At 56.1% G+C, this 16,867-nt stretch carries 16 protein-coding genes; 8 read left to right on the forward strand and 8 right to left on the reverse strand.

Annotation, left to right across the window (positions count from 1 at the left end; genetic code table 11):
• Positions 1 to 49: 49 nt before the first annotated feature.
• From DWW73_RS05200 to DWW73_RS05215, 3 genes are all read right to left on the reverse strand, one after another.
• Positions 50 to 2,242 (reverse strand): response regulator, encoded by a 2,193-nt coding sequence (locus tag DWW73_RS05200; RefSeq protein WP_117778955.1) that lies wholly within the window; start codon positions 2,240 to 2,242, stop codon positions 50 to 52.
• Entirely contained in the window at positions 2,239 to 3,108 is an 870-nt protein-coding gene (locus DWW73_RS05205; RefSeq protein ID WP_117778956.1) for an ABC transporter substrate-binding protein, read from the reverse strand. The genes DWW73_RS05200 and DWW73_RS05205 overlap by 4 nt, the downstream gene beginning before the upstream one ends.
• Before the next feature lie 357 nt (positions 3,109 to 3,465).
• A complete protein-coding gene (locus tag DWW73_RS05215) occupies positions 3,466 to 4,203 on the reverse strand; it encodes a tRNA (N6-threonylcarbamoyladenosine(37)-N6)-methyltransferase TrmO (protein WP_233509129.1) in 738 nt (245 codons plus the stop codon).
• A gap of 140 nt (positions 4,204 to 4,343) precedes the next feature.
• On the opposite strand from DWW73_RS05215, the gene DWW73_RS10140 reads away from it, so the two are divergent.
• From DWW73_RS10140 to DWW73_RS05240, 5 genes are all read left to right on the forward strand, one after another.
• Positions 4,344 to 5,171 (forward strand): TipAS antibiotic-recognition domain-containing protein, encoded by an 828-nt coding sequence (locus tag DWW73_RS10140; protein WP_158563789.1) that lies wholly within the window; start codon positions 4,344 to 4,346, stop codon positions 5,169 to 5,171.
• 51 nt (positions 5,172 to 5,222) lie between these two features.
• Entirely contained in the window at positions 5,223 to 5,468 is a 246-nt protein-coding gene (locus DWW73_RS05225) for a glutaredoxin (protein WP_117635838.1), read from the forward strand.
• 419 nt (positions 5,469 to 5,887) lie between these two features.
• A complete protein-coding gene (locus tag DWW73_RS05230; RefSeq protein WP_117778958.1) occupies positions 5,888 to 7,174 on the forward strand; it encodes a hypothetical protein in 1,287 nt (428 codons plus the stop codon).
• Between the two features lie 57 nt (positions 7,175 to 7,231).
• Positions 7,232 to 7,498 (forward strand): hypothetical protein, encoded by a 267-nt coding sequence (locus DWW73_RS05235; protein ID WP_055252529.1) that lies wholly within the window; start codon positions 7,232 to 7,234, stop codon positions 7,496 to 7,498.
• A gap of 8 nt (positions 7,499 to 7,506) precedes the next feature.
• A complete protein-coding gene (locus DWW73_RS05240; protein ID WP_055252530.1) occupies positions 7,507 to 7,773 on the forward strand; it encodes a ribbon-helix-helix protein, CopG family in 267 nt (88 codons plus the stop codon).
• Positions 7,774 to 7,904: 131 nt separating this feature from the next.
• Here DWW73_RS05240 and DWW73_RS05245 read toward each other — a convergent pair whose 3' ends face one another.
• The gene (locus DWW73_RS05245; RefSeq protein ID WP_117640864.1) at positions 7,905 to 8,858 is read right to left on the reverse strand and encodes a tRNA-dihydrouridine synthase; all 954 of its coding nucleotides are present in this window, start codon (positions 8,856 to 8,858) and stop codon (positions 7,905 to 7,907) included.
• A gap of 123 nt (positions 8,859 to 8,981) precedes the next feature.
• Between DWW73_RS05245 and DWW73_RS05250 the strand changes: the two genes are divergently transcribed.
• A complete protein-coding gene (locus DWW73_RS05250) occupies positions 8,982 to 9,509 on the forward strand; it encodes a DUF3592 domain-containing protein (protein WP_117648492.1) in 528 nt (175 codons plus the stop codon).
• Positions 9,510 to 9,572: 63 nt separating this feature from the next.
• A complete protein-coding gene (locus DWW73_RS05255) occupies positions 9,573 to 10,706 on the forward strand; it encodes a hypothetical protein (RefSeq protein ID WP_117778959.1) in 1,134 nt (377 codons plus the stop codon).
• Positions 10,707 to 10,829: 123 nt separating this feature from the next.
• Here the strand turns inward: DWW73_RS05255 and DWW73_RS05260 are convergent, their stop codons facing one another.
• The 3 genes from DWW73_RS05260 to DWW73_RS05270 all read right to left on the reverse strand — a co-directional run bounded on the left by DWW73_RS05260 (position 10,830) and on the right by DWW73_RS05270 (position 14,531).
• On the reverse strand, positions 10,830 to 12,095 hold the full coding sequence (locus tag DWW73_RS05260) for an MFS transporter (protein WP_117778960.1): 1,266 nt from the start codon (positions 12,093 to 12,095) through the stop codon (positions 10,830 to 10,832).
• 11 nt (positions 12,096 to 12,106) lie between these two features.
• Entirely contained in the window at positions 12,107 to 13,171 is a 1,065-nt protein-coding gene (locus DWW73_RS05265) for an ornithine carbamoyltransferase (RefSeq protein ID WP_117635843.1), read from the reverse strand.
• A 121-nt stretch (positions 13,172 to 13,292) separates the two neighbouring features.
• The gene (locus tag DWW73_RS05270; RefSeq protein WP_117778961.1) at positions 13,293 to 14,531 is read right to left on the reverse strand and encodes an agmatine/peptidylarginine deiminase; all 1,239 of its coding nucleotides are present in this window, start codon (positions 14,529 to 14,531) and stop codon (positions 13,293 to 13,295) included.
• Positions 14,532 to 14,770: 239 nt separating this feature from the next.
• On the opposite strand from DWW73_RS05270, the gene DWW73_RS05275 reads away from it, so the two are divergent.
• Complete coding sequence (locus DWW73_RS05275; RefSeq protein WP_117563584.1) at positions 14,771 to 15,334, forward strand: TetR/AcrR family transcriptional regulator; 564 nt, start codon at positions 14,771 to 14,773, stop codon at positions 15,332 to 15,334.
• A 202-nt stretch (positions 15,335 to 15,536) separates the two neighbouring features.
• On the opposite strand, the gene DWW73_RS05280 is transcribed toward DWW73_RS05275, so the two are convergent.
• Positions 15,537 to 16,817, reverse strand: coding sequence for an MFS transporter (locus DWW73_RS05280; protein ID WP_117778962.1), 1,281 nt, complete (start codon positions 16,815 to 16,817; stop codon positions 15,537 to 15,539).
• Positions 16,818 to 16,867 lie beyond the last annotated feature (50 nt).

The raw sequence follows: 16,867 nt of genomic DNA on the forward strand, positions 1-16,867 counted from the left end.
GATAGCAATATGGCCCGGTTCCAACCAACATTGGAGCCGGGCCATATGCTTATGAGGCGTCGGCGGCTAAGTGCGCGAGCGCCTCAACGAGCTCCTGCGCACTCACGGGTTTGCTCAGGTGGGCGTCCATGCCCGCCTCACGCGAAAGCTTACGGTCGTCGGCAAAGGCGTTGGCGCTCACCGCGATGATCGGCGTGGTCGCGGCATCCTCGCGGTCGAGCGCTCGAATCTGGCGCGTGGCCTCAAGGCCATCGATGCCAGGCATCATAATGTCCATCAACACCACGTCGTACTCGTGCGGTGCGCTCGCGGCAAACGTCTCGACAGCAGACTCGCCGTCCTTAGCATGCGTCACGATGGCACCGGCACGGTCGAGCGTAAACTGTGCGATCTCGGCATTCAGGTCGTTATCCTCTACGAGCAAAACGCGCAGGCCCTGGAGCGCATCGTCGCCACCTGCATCCACGTGAACTGCCTGAGGAATCTCGGAGCGCTTGCATTTCTCAAACGGCAGGCGGATGGTAAACGCCGTCCCCTGCCCCAAGGTGCTCGTAAAGTTCATGGTTCCGCCCATAAGCTCGACCAACTGCTTGGCAATAGGCGCACCCAGGCCAGTTCCCGATGAGGCACCTTCCACCTGTTGTTCCTCACGGCAAAACGGCTCGTAGAGGTGCTGTTGAAACTCCTCGCTCATGCCAATGCCGTTATCGACGATCGTGTATTCATAGACGGGGACGCCATCCACCGGCTCTACTTCGCGGCATGTCAGGCGAACATAGCCGTCCTGGCGGTTGTACTTGACGGCATTCCCGGCAATATTGAGCAACAGGCGCTTGAGGTGCGTCACGCTCACCCGGGCATAGGGATGATCAAGAGTCCGTTGGTCGCAGATAATTGTCACCAGACGCTCCTCGGCCTGGCGCTCCAGAATATCACACACCTCACGGTTGAGGGCCACCATATTTGTAGGCACGAGATTCAGGTCGACCTGCCCGCTCTCCAAGCGGCTCATATCGAGTGCCTCGTTCGCAAGGTCGAGCAGTAATCCCGATGCCGTCCAGATCTTTGAGCGGCACTCGGTCTGTTTTTGCAAGTCGTCTGCGTTGGCATTGCCCACCTCGACCATACCGCGAATGCCGTTGATAGGCGTGCGCAGGTCGTGACTCATGCGACGCAGAAACTCCGTCTTTGCAGAGTTGGCAGACGAGGCCTCGCGCACTGCCTTTGCCAGCTTGTCGCCATAGTCGCGCTCCTGCAGCAACAGGTCGGTCAGGCGTTGGCGCTCTGCATGGCGGCGCACCAACGCAGTTGCGGCTATAGCGCCGCCGTAGAGCACCAACACGCTGGCAACTACAACTGCGACGGTTTCAAAGTAACGCCGCGCGGAAGCGTAGGTGTACACGTAGAATTGGCGCGCTTTACCAAAAGCGCCCAGATACCACTCGCCGTTGGCGTTGACCAATCTAACCTTACCGGCCAGGCAGCGTTCCTTAATACCGTCAACTATGGTGGCGTCTGTCACAGGCAAAACGAATGCGCCCGACGTGGTGGGTTCAACGGCATTAGTCGCAACAACCTTGCCATCGTTTTCGATCACGATATTGCCGCTATCGATGGTTTCATAACCACCGAGCAAGCTCTGCAACTTGAGCGTATTGCTCGCGACCGCCTTGGCACTCTGGTGCCTTACCGCGATAACGATACCCTCGCCGTCCCGCCGAGTCACGCAGCCAATGTCTGCGACCGAATCGTCCGCAAGCGTGATGCGGGCGGAATAGGACTTAAGCGGATGGGCCGCCACCTCCAGCACAGGTGCTTCTTTGAGATGCGCGGCGAGCGATTCGTATCCCACGTCATCCGTCGAGGACTCGGACACCAAGTTGCCCGATGCGTCCGTCACGATCAGCGCGCTCACGTTGAGCTGGTCGGCATATTGTTTTAGCGTGGCGTTATCCACCGAGCCGTCGCGCTCCATATCGCGCGCCGCCTCTCTGGCAATCTCCATAACACGAATCAGGTTTTTGGTCGCATAGGCGCTGTTGAACGCATCGTAGGAAAGGCTCTGCGTCGCCACGTAATCGACAACGTCGGCAAAGCGCTGCTCGGCCTGGGCCGTCGTGTAACCGTAGCTCAACATGCCGGCAACAACCGAGAGCGCTATCCCCAGCAGGGTGGCAAGGAGCCATATCCGGGGCGAACGATCGCCCCGCTCCTCTACAGTGTGGTCGGGCGCATCAATCATGACAGGCCCTCCATATTCAAAAATGGCGAAGGGTCATCAAAGTACTTTGACACCAGGCGTTCCATGGTGCCATCGGCAAGCATTTCTTGGTAGGCGCGGGTAAGCTCAACCTCGATGCCACGCGTATCGTTGATATCAAAGGCGGTGCCCAGACCAACCTCTAGCAGCGGCTCATTCAAAATGCGATACGTCACGCCATAGTCTTTTTCGTAGGTGAGCAGCGAGGACTCATGCGAGGCAATGGCATCGACCAGGACCTCGACGAGCGCCGGGTTCAGGTACGAGCGGTCCGAAAAGCTGTAGAGCTCCTTGATCTGCGGAACGCTTTCGTTGGTACGATTGAGCAGAATCGATTCGGGCTTGGTGGTGGACTGGACCGCCACGACCTTACCCTCAAGATCGGCAAGCGTATAGATATCGCTTTCGGGATCGACAGCAACCACCTGGCGGCTCGCAAGGTACGGACCGGCCCAGCGATACTCGCTTTCGCGACCCGTCATACTAAAGCTACCCATGACGCAATCGAGCTCGCCGCTCGCCAGCAGCTCTTTCTTCTTTTCCCAGTCGATCAGCTGGTATTTTGGCTTGTAACCAATGCGGGCCAGCGCCTCGGTCAAAATCTCGACATCCAGGCCAACGATATCGCCGTACTCATCGCTATACACAAACGGTGGATAGAGATCGCTTCCGACGTTGAGCGTCTTAAGGCTGTCGTCTTTGACCTGCGAGGAGGCCGAGTCTTCTAGTGCAGACGTCGAGGCTCCGTCATTCGACCCAGAACAGCCAGCTATCGCCACGACGAAGGCGCTCACTACCGCAAGCGCAACAAACAACGATATGGCAACCGAGCGACGGGGTCTTTTCATCGAGCTCCAGACGGTCCTGTTTACAGACTCAAGTGCAAAAAATAATAGCAGACGGAACCGCGCTCGCGCTCAATGGTTAACAGGCGCTTTACCATATGGGGCCTTCCGGCCAGCCTGGCAGAAAAGCCCCACGTGCAGCGCTCACTTACCGTACATTAAAAACGTAGCGGTCCAGGCGGTCGCACGCCTCCCTTACACGCGAAAGCGGCAGCGCCAGATTCACGCGAATGTGGCAGGGCCCGTGGAACGGACGGCCGTCCTGATAACCCACGCCCACACGCGCCCCCTCGTCGAGCAGCCACTGAATATCGCAGCCATGCTCGCGGCACCACTATGGGAATGCGGACAAATGGCCGGTTAGTCCTGCGCGTCGTCGACGGCGGTTACCGTCAGCCTGGTTCCGTCAACCGTAAACGATATGTCGAGCCCGGCGTAAGCCAAGTGGTACACGCGGTTTGGCTCGTGCTTGCTGCCCGCGCGGCGCGGATCTTGGCGAAGGACCTCTATCAAGCCGGAGAGCTTTGCGAGCGGGACCATATCCTGCAGCGCATGCGGAAACTCAACGTCGAGCTCTTGCCATGGCGCATCTTCAATCCAGCCGCCGGTCGCATCCGGGTGACAGTCCGCAAACGGAATGTAGGGCTTGATATCGTAGATGGGCGTGCCGTCGCGCAGATCTGCTCCCAGCACATGGATGATGGGGCCGTCGTCGGTAAGCTCGGCACGATCGAGCTTGACGCAGGTAAGACCGATGGGATTGGGGCGAAACGGGCTGCGTGTGGCAAATACGCCCACGCGCTCGGCTCCACCCAAGCGCGGCGGTCGCACGGTCTTCGACCACTTGGCGTTGGTGCCGGACCTGTCCTGCGTCTTGGCATCGGCGGCGATGTCTTCCGCCGTGCCGCCGGGCGTTCCGTTTTCAAAGCGCCAGAGCAGCCACAGGTGCGAGAAGGAGTCCAAGCCCTCAACCGCCGCGTTGGAAGCATATTCCGGCTCAAAGACAATGCACCCCTCAAGATGGGGCGCCAAAAAGCTGTTGCGCGGGATGCCGAACTTCTGCGGCAGGTCGGTATGTATGTGTGCAATAGGTTCCATGCCGGTCATTGTACGGCATGAGGGCATGGACGCTGCGTGCAATCCCCCACCACGACCGCCCTTTTTGCAACTAACGGTTGCTTGGAAGGGCATCGGCCGCCGCGTATGCTTAAAGCCGCAAGCAGCAGAAAGGAGCTATCATGGCCTTTGCAGAAAAACTCATCGCCGTCCGTCGTGCCAACAGCCTCACCCAAGAGCAGCTCGCCGCCAAGCTCTATGTCACGCGCCAGGCCGTGAGCCGCTGGGAGCGCGGCGAAGTCACCCCGGGCATCGACATGATGAAACTCATTGCCGCCGTAACCGGAGAGCCGCTGTCCCACTTGCTCGAAATGCCTGAGCACTATTGCCAGAGCTGCGGCATGGTGCTCACGCCCGACGACTGCGGTACCGATGCCGCGGGCGCCGCGACCGACCATTACTGCAAGTGGTGCTACGACCGCGGCAAGTACACCTACGACACCACAATGGAGGCAATGATCGAGGATTGTGCTCCGCGGCTGGCACAAAACACCGGCATGTCGCTCGACGAAGCTGTCTCGCTCATGGGCGCCGTGCTGCCCCAACTGGAGCGCTGGCGCTCCGTGCACGAAAACGAGGAGCGCTACGGTGCCGAGGCGCGGGCGCGCTATGGCGATGAGGCTATCGATACGGCAAACGAAGCGCTGTTGGACATGGACCCCGAAACCTGGAACGACATGAAAGAACTCGAGCGCGCGATTTTAGGCCAGCTCTCGATTGCCATGGACGACGGCGATCCAAAGAGTAACGAAGCCCGCAAGCTTGTCGCAATGCACCGCCGATGGGTTGGCCTTAACTGGGGACACGAGCCCCAGGACGAAGCATACCTGGGCCTCGCCAATGGTTATCTTGCCGACCAGCGCTTTGTTGACTACTACGACAAGCCCTGCGGCACCGGAGCCACGGCGTTTCTGGTACAGGCAATCGAGTCGTCGTTGACGCGTGCATAGACCGCGGCGGCTTTGGGTATTTCAATCGAAACCTCAACCGATTGGAGACCTATGGCTACTGATCACGAGCTCGCGCTCTACGTTATGACCGGCTGCCCGTATTGCATAAAGGTCAAGCGCTTCCTGGCCGATAACGGCGTGACCATCCCCGAGCGTAATATCTCGACCGATTCCGATGCCGAGCAGACGCTCATCGCCGTCGGCGGAAAGCGCCAAGTTCCCTGCCTGTTCATTGACGGCACGCCACTCTACGAGTCGGGCGACATCATCGCGTGGATACAGAAGAACCTGCTCTAGTCCGCGCGCCGCGGTCGGCCGGCCCCAACGCACAAACCCATACGAACCAAACATGTACGCCAGCATCCAAAGTCGACATTTTCCGACATCTTTGGATGCTGACGTACAGCTATTTGTGGGCAATCGTTGGGGACGTTCTTAAATGACTAGTCGTTAAAGAACGTCCCCAACGACTAGTATCGATTTAATAGAACATACGTTTGCTTTTTATGCTATACTCGCCTCAAGGCATGAGAATGGTCGAGAGTTCCCGCGGAGGTCCCCAATGACACGCTGGAGCGAGCCCGGTAAGTAAGATCGGTGGTTACCGCACTCGTCCATCTCAGACAGGCTGCGCTCCTGTTCGTCGTCGCCATCAAAGAACGACACTCACAACCAAACGTTTCCGTTATCCGTGAGCCACACAGGAGTGCATCGTTATGGCAAAAAAGATTCCAACCTTTACGTCCGACACCGTATCAAGCGCCTGCTCAGATATCAGCAAGATCGTTGAAGCCAAGAGTCTCAATCAAAAGAGACTCGATCATGAGACTTCGTTAGAGGGGGCGTTGCTCATTGGGCGCCGCCTCGAACAAGAGACTGCCGGATACCCCATTACTAATCTCAAAGGACTGCTCTCCCCCGTCGGCGGCCATCTACACAAGCACTATGGCCCCCGCCTAGGACAATCCTATCTCGCACGCTGCATTAAGTTCGCTCGCGCCGTTCCCAAATACGCACCTTTTCGATCAGAGCTTGACCTAGCCCACTATGAGGCACTCGCTCGCGTCACAAACGAGTACCTGCGTCTTGAGCTCATGAACGTCGCGGCCGACAACAGGTGGCCCTCATCGCACATCGCGCTTCACGCCAGATACCAGAATCCACAACATGCTCCAAGCAACAGAGAATTCCGCGAGCTCACAGCGAACCAGGAAGTTTGGCGCTTTGCCCGCGCTTATACAGATGCCTGCGGAATCATTTCGCTCGAGAAGTTTGTTGAGCTTTACAATTCTTGCGCTCCCGAACCAGTCTCGATATTCGAAGTAAATGAAACTATTTGGAAAATCAAAGAGGAGTCGGGGCGCATCGACAACCCCTGCATACTTTCCAAGGACGGAGAGCTGTACCTCATAGCGCCGGAACTAGACGACACGGTCGAAAATAACCCTTATTACTACGACGACTACGGATATTCCTATCGAAGATACGAACGCCATAGCGAGTACACCCAGGAAATGCGCTCGTTACGCGAGCGACGTGTTCAGAGCAGGAGGGCGGCCATATTCACTGGCCATAAGCAGCATCCAATCGAAAAACTAGACTATGAGGACATCGTCTGTGGATATGCCAGCTACACACAATCTGTTAATAATCTCAAATTGTATATCTTGAATGATTCCAAGCTGGGTGCCGCAAGCCTTCACGCAAGAGAGGACGAGTTCGATTTCATCATGGCAAAGCTCTTGCGTTCTATTGGTCTCAACGGCATGCCGACAGCACAACAAACAACCGAAGATGCCGAATTTTTATTGATCGTCGTACGACCCGATTTTTACAAACAAGCGGAGATAAACAAGGTCTCCAAGCTCCTCGCAATAGTCTATGAAAACACTCCCCTCTGGGAGTTCAACGGACGCTCATACACCGAGCTAAAGAGCGAAAAAACGCTAGAGCCTCTCGTGCCAACTATGCAACCAACAGTCCAACCAAAACAGGCTGCTTAACCGTATTAACTGCTTGTATTTTTGTCTACAAAACTGTATACATAAAGAGAGGTCCCTATGGAGCTCATCGCAATCCACCCCCATGCCCTCAAACATGGGCTGACAGAGACGGATATTACCTGCGCTTGGAACTCCGCTTTCGCATGGTTTAGGCGTGATCTTGAAAATGGAGGCATCGATTACGTTCTCGTTGGACTTGATGGAAAAAACCGCCTCATGGAGCTCATTGCTCGATGTTGCCCCGACCGAGATGGTTACATCATTTACCACGCCCTTGTCCCTCCTACGCGCAAGGTGCTCAGGGAAATCGGAATCGATCGATAGGAGGCGCTATGGACGCTAAACAGCTCGAAAAGATGATGGGGTTTGCTCCCGGTGAGCTAGAAAAAGCCGCAGCGGCATACGAAAAAGATGAGTGGCCGAAGGGCCACACCGTCAAGTTGGGAAGGCCGCCGATTTCCGATGAACCAAGCGTTGTTTTATCGGCACGTGTGGGCGAATCGGTTCTTGAAGCATTTGACGCAAAGGCAAAGCGCCATGGGCAAACGCGCACGGAGCGACTCAGGGAACTCATTACACTCGATGCAATGATTGCCTAGTCCCCTGCCGAACCAAACATGTACGTCAGCATCCAAAAACGATATTTTTCGACATCCTTGGATGCTGGCGTACAGTTTTTTGCATGGGTCCGGCACAGGCGATCCGTTCTTCTCCGTCCCCAAGGGATCATTTAGCCACAAAAGCGGGCGATGGGCGCAAGCTGCTGCTCGCGAAAGACACGGTCGACAGCAGCACGGTATTCATCGACCTTTTTGGTCTTGCGTACGAGTTTGTGAACGGTCGCGGGATCGGCGAAGGCGCATTTGGCGTAGAACCACCACTCCTTCATGCGAAAGACCGCGTTGCCCCCAATCTCGTCCGCATAGGCCGCAAACAGCATGTCATGGAAGCGTTGCAGCTCAGCGGCGGTAGCGGCAGGGTCGCCCTTAACCATGCGAGCCAGCGCGGGATTCGCAAGCAAGCCGCGCCCCAACATTACGTGGCGTGTTCCGGGATAGGCCTTCACCAGCGCATCCATGTCCTCAAGATCAAAGATGTCGCCGTTATAGGCCACGGGGAACGGCGCCCGTTCCAGCGTCTCGCCGTAAAACTCTTTGCGCGGTGAGCCCGTATAACGGTCCTTTTGCACGCGCGGATGCACGATCAACTCCGCCAGCGGCATTCGGCAATAGAGGTCGAGCACGCGCTCGTACTCGTCATCGCATTCGAGCCCCAGTCTGGTCTTGACCGACACCGGCAAGGGCGAGCGTTCGCACACGTCGCTCAAGAACACCTCGAGCTCATCCAAATTGCGCAGAAAGCCCGAACCCTTGCCCTTCGCGACCACCGTACCCGAAGGGCAGCCAAGGTTGAGGTTGACCTCGCGGTAACCCATATCGGCAAGCACCTGCGCCGCCCACACAAACTCGTCCGCATTCTTGGACATCAGCTGGGGCACCACGTTAAGTCCCTGGTTGTTGGCAGGATCGACCTCTTTAAACGCCTTGCCGCCAAAGCGATTGCCCACCCGCGGCGGCGGCAAAAACGGCGTGTAATAACAATCGAGCGCGCCGAAGCACTCCGCATGCACGCGACGGAACACATGCCCGGTAATCCCCTCCATAGGGGCCAGCGATAAATACATCAACATCCATTCTCAAATCAATGTGACAAAGGGACTGTCCCTTTGTCACATAATACGCCCACCGAGGGCGGGGGTTCTCTATACTGAGTCACATATGACGGTATCGCGCCAAAGGAGAACGCCATGATCACGTCGCAGATATCCCTGCTCGCGCTCATCTTGGTTGGGGGCATCGGCATCCTGCTTATCGGAGTGAGCGCGCTCATGAAAGCCGCCGCTCGCAAGAAAGCCAAGGCCTGTACCGCCGTGACCATGGGAACGGTCATCGACCATCGCTTTATGGGCGAAGGCAGGATGTATCCCGTTTTGGAATACGCCGTCGACGGCACGCAATACCGCGCGAAAAAACAATTCCGTGGCATAAAGACCAAAAGCTTGTCGGGACTCCCCATCCGCACGCAAGCCACCGCCTACGAAGACGCCAAGGGCTGGCTGCACGTGCAGACAGGCCCCATCGCCCGCCTAGGCACCCTCGCGGAGCAGCTTTGGCCCCTCGGTAGCCAAATGACCGTGTACTACAACCCCAGCAACCCAGACAAAAGCTATGTCGAACGCCCCATCGTGGGCAACTTTGCCACACTGATGTTTAACATCGCGGGCTTCTTGCTCATCGCGATGAGCATCTTGCTCTATGTTCTTATCCAGCGCTAGCTCAAACTGATGCGCCCCGCACCCCATGCGCCGCAACGACCGCCACGACACCAAGGAGCAGCTATGGCTACACTTTCCGAACAAGAACGCAAGCGCATCCAGCGATACTGCATCTGTCCCAAGGTTGCCGGCGCGGCGCTTGCCATGGCGTTTGTGCTGCCTTTTTTGATCATTCCCTTCGAAATGATTGACGATATCGTCTTCCATCATGAAAGCTTCCAGGAGACGGGCATGATGACCGCCTTGGCGCTCACCGCCGTCGAGCTCATCATCTTCTGCTATTGCGCGCTCGCGCCGCGCTTTGGCATGCGCGGCAAGCAGTGGAGGGAAATGCAGCACCGGCTCGCCGTCGAGCAGAGCGAAAAAGACCGCTCGGCACAAATTGCAGGCGTTGTTGGCACGCAGGCCGCCGCGCGTCTGCTCAAGAACAGCGACAATGAGACCGCACGCAACCTGGGCGGTGCGGCAGAAGTCGCCGCTGCCGTAGGCGCCGTCGCCACCGCGGCAGACGTGCTTGCCGAAAGCTTTGCCAACGCAAAGGCCATGGCAGAGGCCTGTGGCGTGCCTATCCCCCGTGCAAAAAAGTGGATCGTCGCGCTTGTGGCACTGCCCCTCGCAATCGTGTGCGGTGCCTATATCCCGCAGCTGGCGCAGGGAAACATCAAGATGCAACAGAACGCCGCGGCCGCGGCCGAGCAGATCGCCATCGCCCGCAAGGCATTAGAGCCCGCATGCGAGTACGTGTCCGCCGATGACCCCTACGAGCGATATCAAGATTACGGCTATCATGTCCGCGGCTACTTGCACGACGGCGACTCCGATACCCAGAAGACCTATACGTACCTGGATTTCGATAACAAGGGAACGCTCAAGGAAGTGAGTTACATAGCGGAGATCGACCCCGACGCGAGCCTTGAGGACAACCTCGCCCGCATCGAGCTCGACTTGGATGAGCTTTCCTCTGTCGTCCAAACCGTAGACGTCAAGACCGTGAGTCCCGAGCTCCTAGCACCGCAAAAGCTCCCCGAAGAGTTTAGGCAGGCTTTTTTGAACGGTTCGCTCTACGAGAGAATCTCCATCAGGACGAGTGACGACCTCATCAAAACGTACTATTCGTTTGACACGGAGCCCGAGGACGAGTTTGACGAGTACACCCATCCAAGCATCCGTATCACGTTGGTGGGCAAAACGAGCTAGGCGCCCAATGTGACAAAAGGACTGTCCCTTTGTCACATTCCATGAAAAAGGGCACCGGCGTTAGCCGATGCCCTAAAGCTGCTGCAGATTAACTCCTACAGCGTATGACTAAGACGAATCGAACTATTCGTCCCAAGAGAGGCTCTTACCAGTCTTCTTTGCCAGCAGCAAGAACAGACCGATGATGACGTTGCATGCAATACAGAAGATGAAAACGCCCTGGAAGGAGCCGACAAGCTCGTATACCTTCATCATGACGGGCATGCCAAAGGCGCCGACGATATAGCCCACGGAGCAGATGAGCGCGAAGATGCGACCAAAGTCACGGGAGCCAAAGACGTCCATCACCAAAACGGTCAGAGCGGTGCCGGCGATGACGTACATGACGTCGTTAACACCGGCAGCAAGAATGCTGAGCGTCGAGTTGCCGCTGCTCATCATGAGCATGACAAAGGAGAGAATCGAGACGGCGAGCCAGCTCAGAATGGCCTTGGTGCTGCCAAACTTATCGCAAGTGGTACCGACGATCGGGTTGAGGAACAGGTCGAACAGCGATGCGGCGGAAACCATGAAGCCACCCACCATGGGGCTAAAGCCGACCTCGGCGGCATAGGTGGGGAACAGCTGGTTCATGCAGCAAGTAAGCTGAACGAGGCAGAGGAAGCCGATGCAGAAAAAGAATGCAGGCGACTTAATAGCGCGTGCGTAGCTAACGCCACGTGCACTATCCTCGGTCGTCTCCTCGGTCTCGGCGACCGTCTCGCCTTCGACATAGCCATAGGGCAGCATGCCCTTGTCCTGGGGCTTATAGCGGATAATCAGGATGGAAGCGGGAAGAATGAGCACGGCGGAGACGCCAGCGAGCACCAGATAACCAGTCCTCCAGCCAGCAGCCTCAATGACAGAGGTGATGACGGGACTCATGATGAGCATGTAAATCGAGTTCACTGCCCAAGCGAGACCAATTGCCAGGCCGCCAGATTTTTTGAACCACTGGTCAATAACATCGGACATGGCGACGCCGGTAGTGAAGGCGAAGCAAGCGCCAATCAAAGCACCAGCTGCGATGAACATCCAGACTTCGGTGTAGAAGGCCATGCCTGCGCCAGCGGCGAGCAGAATAAGCTCGACGACGGGGAGCCAAAACTTGCCAACAACCTTGGGGATGAGTTTTCCGACAAACGGAAGAGCCGCTGCAAGACCAATGAGCGTTGCAGTGAAGTAATACGAGAAGATGGAGTAGTCAAATCCGAACTCCTCGCACACGGGCGCGACGAAGGAGCCAGCGATTACGCTATAGGATCCGGTCGTACCGGCAGACATGAGGCCGAGCGCGATCACGAGAACCCATGCGTAAACCTTGCTGCTCTTTAACTTTGCATTTTCCATTGATACAGCTCCTAGAGACCCAGAAGGGCGCACATAACGGCCTTGATGGTGTGCTGACGGTTCTCTGCCTCACGGAAGATGACCGACGCGTTGGCCTCAAAGCACTCGTCCGCAATCTCAAAGCCCTCGGTGATGATTTCACGATGCAGGTCGTTCTTGCACTGGTCGAGCAACATCTTGCCAACGCGGTGATTTGCGTTGTGAACAGAGGGGAGCTCGTGCATGCAGAAGATGTCGGGGTTGTTGGTGCGCTTGCACAGCTCACTGGTGACGCGATAGGGGTACAGGGACTCGGCGTCGCCAAGCCAAGAGTTGTAGTCGTCAGGGTCCAGAACCTCGTCGCCGCACTCGGGGTTGATGTAGCGCCACTCCTCGGTAACGATTACGTCGACACCGTCCAGAGCATCAAGGTCAGAGGTGATGGTGAAGGTCCTGTTAGGCGCGTACTTGGCGTAGCAGGCCTCAACCTCCTCGATCATTTCCTTGCACATCTGGTGACGGAGGTCGTCGGGGCCGATGGCGAGGAAGTCCATGTCGAGCATCGCGCACAGACGGCCATACCACACGGGGGCGCCGGCGCAGTTGCCAACGAAGGCCATCTTCTTGCCACGGCTCGTGCGCAGACCACCCCACTGCTCCTCCATCGTGAGAGCGTCAGCGAGCATCTGGGTCGGGTGATCGCCGAGGGTGAGGGCATTGATGACTGGAATATCGACCAAGTCGGCGACATCATAGAGGAACTGCTCGTCCTTTTGTGCACGATAGACAATGAGATCATACATGCCGTTGAAGACGCGCATGGCATCCTCGATGGTCTCGCAATCGCCCATGTGGGAGTTGGTCAGATAGGTGAAGCCCATGCCCAGGTCGTTGCAAGAGGTCTCAAAGGCGCAACGAGTGCGGGTCGAGCCCCACTCAAAGTTGGCGAGAACGTTCTTGCCGGGGAAGTAGCGCTGGTCGACACCGGACTTTTTCTGGGCCTTGAGGTTCCAGGCAAGATCGATGAGGTAACGGAAATCCTCAGAGGAAAGATCGTGGATGTTGAGGTAGTCGCGACCGCGAAGGCTGTTGTTCATGCCTATTTCCTTTCAATTGTTTGATGGGTAAGTGTCGAATGCGCCCCCGAGGGAAACACGGATATCCCTCGGGGACTGTAAATGTGGCGCTTGGATCAGGCAGCGCAAGTTTAAGAACTTGCTAGCAGCTGGCGGCCACGTCCTTGGTCCAGCAGTGCACGCCGCCGCCGGACAGGTTAAGCGCGAGAGAGTCGATCATGATGACCTTGCGATCGGGGAAGCAGCTCTCAAGAACCGCCTTGGCCTGCTCGTCCTTCTCCTTCACGACTTCGCTCATGCCTTCGTGGTAATAACGCTGGCCAAGAACGACGCCGTTGCAGATGAGGAAGTTGCAGTAGCTTGCTGCGGCATAAAAGTGAACGGGGCCTTCGGGCCAAGGGGTGCCATCCATGAACTTGCCGCCCATTTCGTCGATGAAGCCCTTATACAGCTCGTAGTCCTCGTCGCCGGGGGCGATGACAACCTCGATCGGCTCGGCAGTGGGCATGCGGACGATTTCGAAGGGCTTGCCCTCCCAGTCCGTCTCGGCGCGTAGAATCTCGTAGGCGGCGTCGATGCGACGACGCGATTCCGCGCCCGCCTTGCTCGAGGCGGCCTCCTCATCGGATACCTCGGCAAGAAGAATCTTGTTCGGGGTGATAAAGCGGCACATCTCATCGATGTGGGCGGCGAAGCTCATGCCGAAGACAGGAGTTCCATCTTCCTTCTCGTCGAGGATGCCCAGTCGATAGTCGTCGTCCTCAAGCATAGGCTGCGGCAGCCAGATAACCTTGTTGAGGTTGTAGATGCGCTTGTACTCGGCCTCCACTTCCTCTTTTGAGAACTCGGGATTGCGCTTGCGGCATTCCGTGTCCTCGATGGCGATCAGGGTGCCGTGACCGTCAAACTCGCGGTCGCCGCCCTCCGAAACCATTTCGGAATTGACGATATCGAAGCACCCGAGCGCAACCGCCATGTGAACAGCTGCCCTGCGTGCGGACTGGCACTCTGGGGAGTTCTTGTCCCACACGCCATAATAGGTCCAAGCGGGGTTGACCATATAGGAATGGCCTTCGTCGTCGACCATGATGCTGGGGCCGTTGTCGCGAACGTAGAAGTTGGAGTCTTCGAACTGCGTAATCTGGATACGGTCGAGATCCACCCCTTCTTCTTTAAGGCGCGAGCAGGCTTCCTCGTAGGAGCCGGGGGTGCCACAGTTGAGGTTGACCGTAACGTCGCCATACTCAAGCAAAGCTTTAATTACGTCAACGCAGGGCTGGCGATTATCGAAGCCCTCTGCGCGAATGTAATCGGGAAGCCATGTCACATAGACGTTGGAGCGCTTCTCAAACTCGCCCGGCATACGATAGTTCTCGTACATGGTTGGTCCTTCCGTCGGGTTTCCCGCAATGCTGTCCGGCCGCGACAATAGCGGGGTTACACCAGCTATAGTACTACTATACCTACCGTTCGGTAGGTGTTTTTGTATAATTGCCATTCGCCTGTCGATACCTACCGTTCACCGTTTATAGTGGTCGTGTTTGGACACGAATTGATGTTCCGTTGCCATTCTTAATAATGTTGGCAATGCGGAAGTGATTTGCAATGGAGAAGTGAAGCGTGAGCACAAAGGGAAAAATATTGGACGCAATGTATGATCTTGTGGCAGAAGTCGGTTACGACAAGGCGTCCATTGGAAAAATCTGCGACCGTGTCGGTATATCCAAGCCATCGGTGTACTACTACTTTCCCTCTAAAGAGGATATTTTCACCACGCTCTTAGATAGTATGTTTCCGACTATCGACTATCAGCGCGACTACTCGCTAATAGTCGATAGGGACGGATTCAAGGCGGCGCTTATCGAGCTCGGCAATTCGGTTATAGGTGGCTATCGTAGTGATGAAAAGCGCCGTCGCGTGCTGGCCGAGGTCAGTATTCAGGCAAATCGAATCCCTGCAGTTCAGGAACGTCAGGCAACGGCGATCAACCGAACTATGGACGCGCTTAAAGACATCCTTCTCCATGGCCTAGAAATTGGCGCGTTTTCCGATGAAACAGACGTCATGCTGTACGTGCAGATTCTTTACACCGTACTTGAGGGAGCGAGCAATACCGTTGCCCAAGATGAAGACATCGATGAAAAGGCTGTTTGGGCAGGGATCGTCGAACTCATGTTTAAATAGGCGCGTAATAACAGAGGCACCTTGGCAAGCGCGATGCGACGACTTGCGGGGCCGCGGAATGGTTCGAAACCCGTGTTCGCGATGATTGCAAAAGTTGTTGAATAGAAATTGGGGCCGATTCCAGCTATGTTGGAATCGGCCCCAATTTCGTTTTAACTTGCGGAGACAAATGACAGGGCTGAAGGGCAGTTCGTTGGTCAGGTTATTTCGCGGTAGTCTTATTGAGGAGACCGGAAACTAAAGCAAATGTCGCAATCAGAAGGTTGCAGATGATACAGAAGACGAATACTCCTTGGAAAGACCCTGCCATACCGTAAACCTTCATCATGACTGGCATTCCGAAAGCTCCGACAACATAGCCCGCTGAGCAAATAATCGAATAGATCCTTCCAAAATCGCGTGATCCGAAGAGCGAGAGGAGAATCATCGGCATTGCAGTTCCAACGATGGCGAACATGACGTCGTTTACGCCGGCCGCGATGATGGAAACGGTCTCGTTGCTTCCGCCAAAGATGAGAAGTAGGAATGAAAGAATGCTGACTCCCGTCCATGCGACCGTTGCTTTAATAGCACCGAGCTTGTCGCATGTTTTGCCTACGAAGGGATTTAGGAAAATATCGGAGAGCGAAGCCGCCGAAACCATTAGGCTTCCCACGATGGGATTGAAGCCGACCTTGCTTGCATAGGTCGGGAACAGCTGGTTCATGCAGCAGGTGAGTTGCGCCACGCAGAGCAGAAGGGCACAGAGAATAAAAGATGGCGTTTTCGCGGCATCGCGGAGCGCCATGCCCGAAGAGACACCTTCCTTTTCATCGGCGCTGTAGCTCTCATGGGTTTCGGAGGTAGTCTCTCCGTACGGAAGCATATTGCGATCAGAAGGCTTAAGGCGAATGATAAATGCGCTTGTGGGCAATATCATGGCTGCAGAAACGGCCGCAAGTACGATGTAACCCGTACGCCAGCCTTGCTGCTCGATGACCAGTGTAATGACAGGACTCAATAGCAGCGTGCAGAGAGAATTAACGCCCCACGCAAGGCCGATGGCAAGACCAGACGATTTACTGAACCATTGGTCAATGACATCGGACATGCAGACACCCGTTGTGAACGAAAAGCAGATGCCGATCACTGCGGCGGAGACGATGAACATCCAGACCTCGGTGTAGAACGCCATTGCGGCGCCGGCGGCAATAAGGACGAGTTCAACGCAAATATGCCATGGTTTGCCGATTACTATTGGAATGAAACGACTCAAAAGCGGAAGCCCAAGCGCAAGGCCAAGAAGAATCGCGGTGAAATAGAAAGAGAAAGAAGTGTAGTCAAAGCCCAGGTCTTCACATACAGGAGCGATGAATGAGCCGGCAATGATGCTGTAGGTGCCGGTTGTTCCCGCAGACATTAAACCGAGCGCAATAACGACAATCCAAGCAAATGCGCCGCTCTCACGGGGGCGGTCCTTTTCGGCTGGTGCGATGAGAGTCATGGTTACTCCGTTTCTATCGGCAATGCAACCTATATGCCTACCGATAGGTA

The sequence above is a fragment of the Collinsella sp. AF16-8 genome (assembly GCF_003462695.1).
Classification (GTDB): Bacteria; Actinomycetota; Coriobacteriia; order Coriobacteriales; family Coriobacteriaceae; genus Collinsella.

Coding starts and splice junctions, on each gene's coding strand:
- DWW73_RS05200 (WP_117778955.1), bottom strand. CDS start 2,242: ATGATTGATGCGCCCGACCACACTGTAGAGGAGCGGGGCGATCGTTCG.
- DWW73_RS05205 (WP_117778956.1), bottom strand. CDS start 3,108: ATGAAAAGACCCCGTCGCTCGGTTGCCATATCGTTGTTTGTTGCGCTT.
- DWW73_RS05215 (WP_233509129.1), bottom strand. CDS start 4,203: ATGGAACCTATTGCACACATACATACCGACCTGCCGCAGAAGTTCGGC.
- DWW73_RS10140 (WP_158563789.1), top strand. CDS start 4,344: ATGGCCTTTGCAGAAAAACTCATCGCCGTCCGTCGTGCCAACAGCCTC.
- DWW73_RS05225 (WP_117635838.1), top strand. CDS start 5,223: ATGGCTACTGATCACGAGCTCGCGCTCTACGTTATGACCGGCTGCCCG.
- DWW73_RS05230 (WP_117778958.1), top strand. CDS start 5,888: ATGGCAAAAAAGATTCCAACCTTTACGTCCGACACCGTATCAAGCGCC.
- DWW73_RS05235 (WP_055252529.1), top strand. CDS start 7,232: ATGGAGCTCATCGCAATCCACCCCCATGCCCTCAAACATGGGCTGACA.
- DWW73_RS05240 (WP_055252530.1), top strand. CDS start 7,507: ATGGACGCTAAACAGCTCGAAAAGATGATGGGGTTTGCTCCCGGTGAG.
- DWW73_RS05245 (WP_117640864.1), bottom strand. CDS start 8,858: ATGTATTTATCGCTGGCCCCTATGGAGGGGATTACCGGGCATGTGTTC.
- DWW73_RS05250 (WP_117648492.1), top strand. CDS start 8,982: ATGATCACGTCGCAGATATCCCTGCTCGCGCTCATCTTGGTTGGGGGC.
- DWW73_RS05255 (WP_117778959.1), top strand. CDS start 9,573: ATGGCTACACTTTCCGAACAAGAACGCAAGCGCATCCAGCGATACTGC.
- DWW73_RS05260 (WP_117778960.1), bottom strand. CDS start 12,095: ATGGAAAATGCAAAGTTAAAGAGCAGCAAGGTTTACGCATGGGTTCTC.
- DWW73_RS05265 (WP_117635843.1), bottom strand. CDS start 13,171: ATGAACAACAGCCTTCGCGGTCGCGACTACCTCAACATCCACGATCTT.
- DWW73_RS05270 (WP_117778961.1), bottom strand. CDS start 14,531: ATGTACGAGAACTATCGTATGCCGGGCGAGTTTGAGAAGCGCTCCAAC.
- DWW73_RS05280 (WP_117778962.1), bottom strand. CDS start 16,817: ATGACTCTCATCGCACCAGCCGAAAAGGACCGCCCCCGTGAGAGCGGC.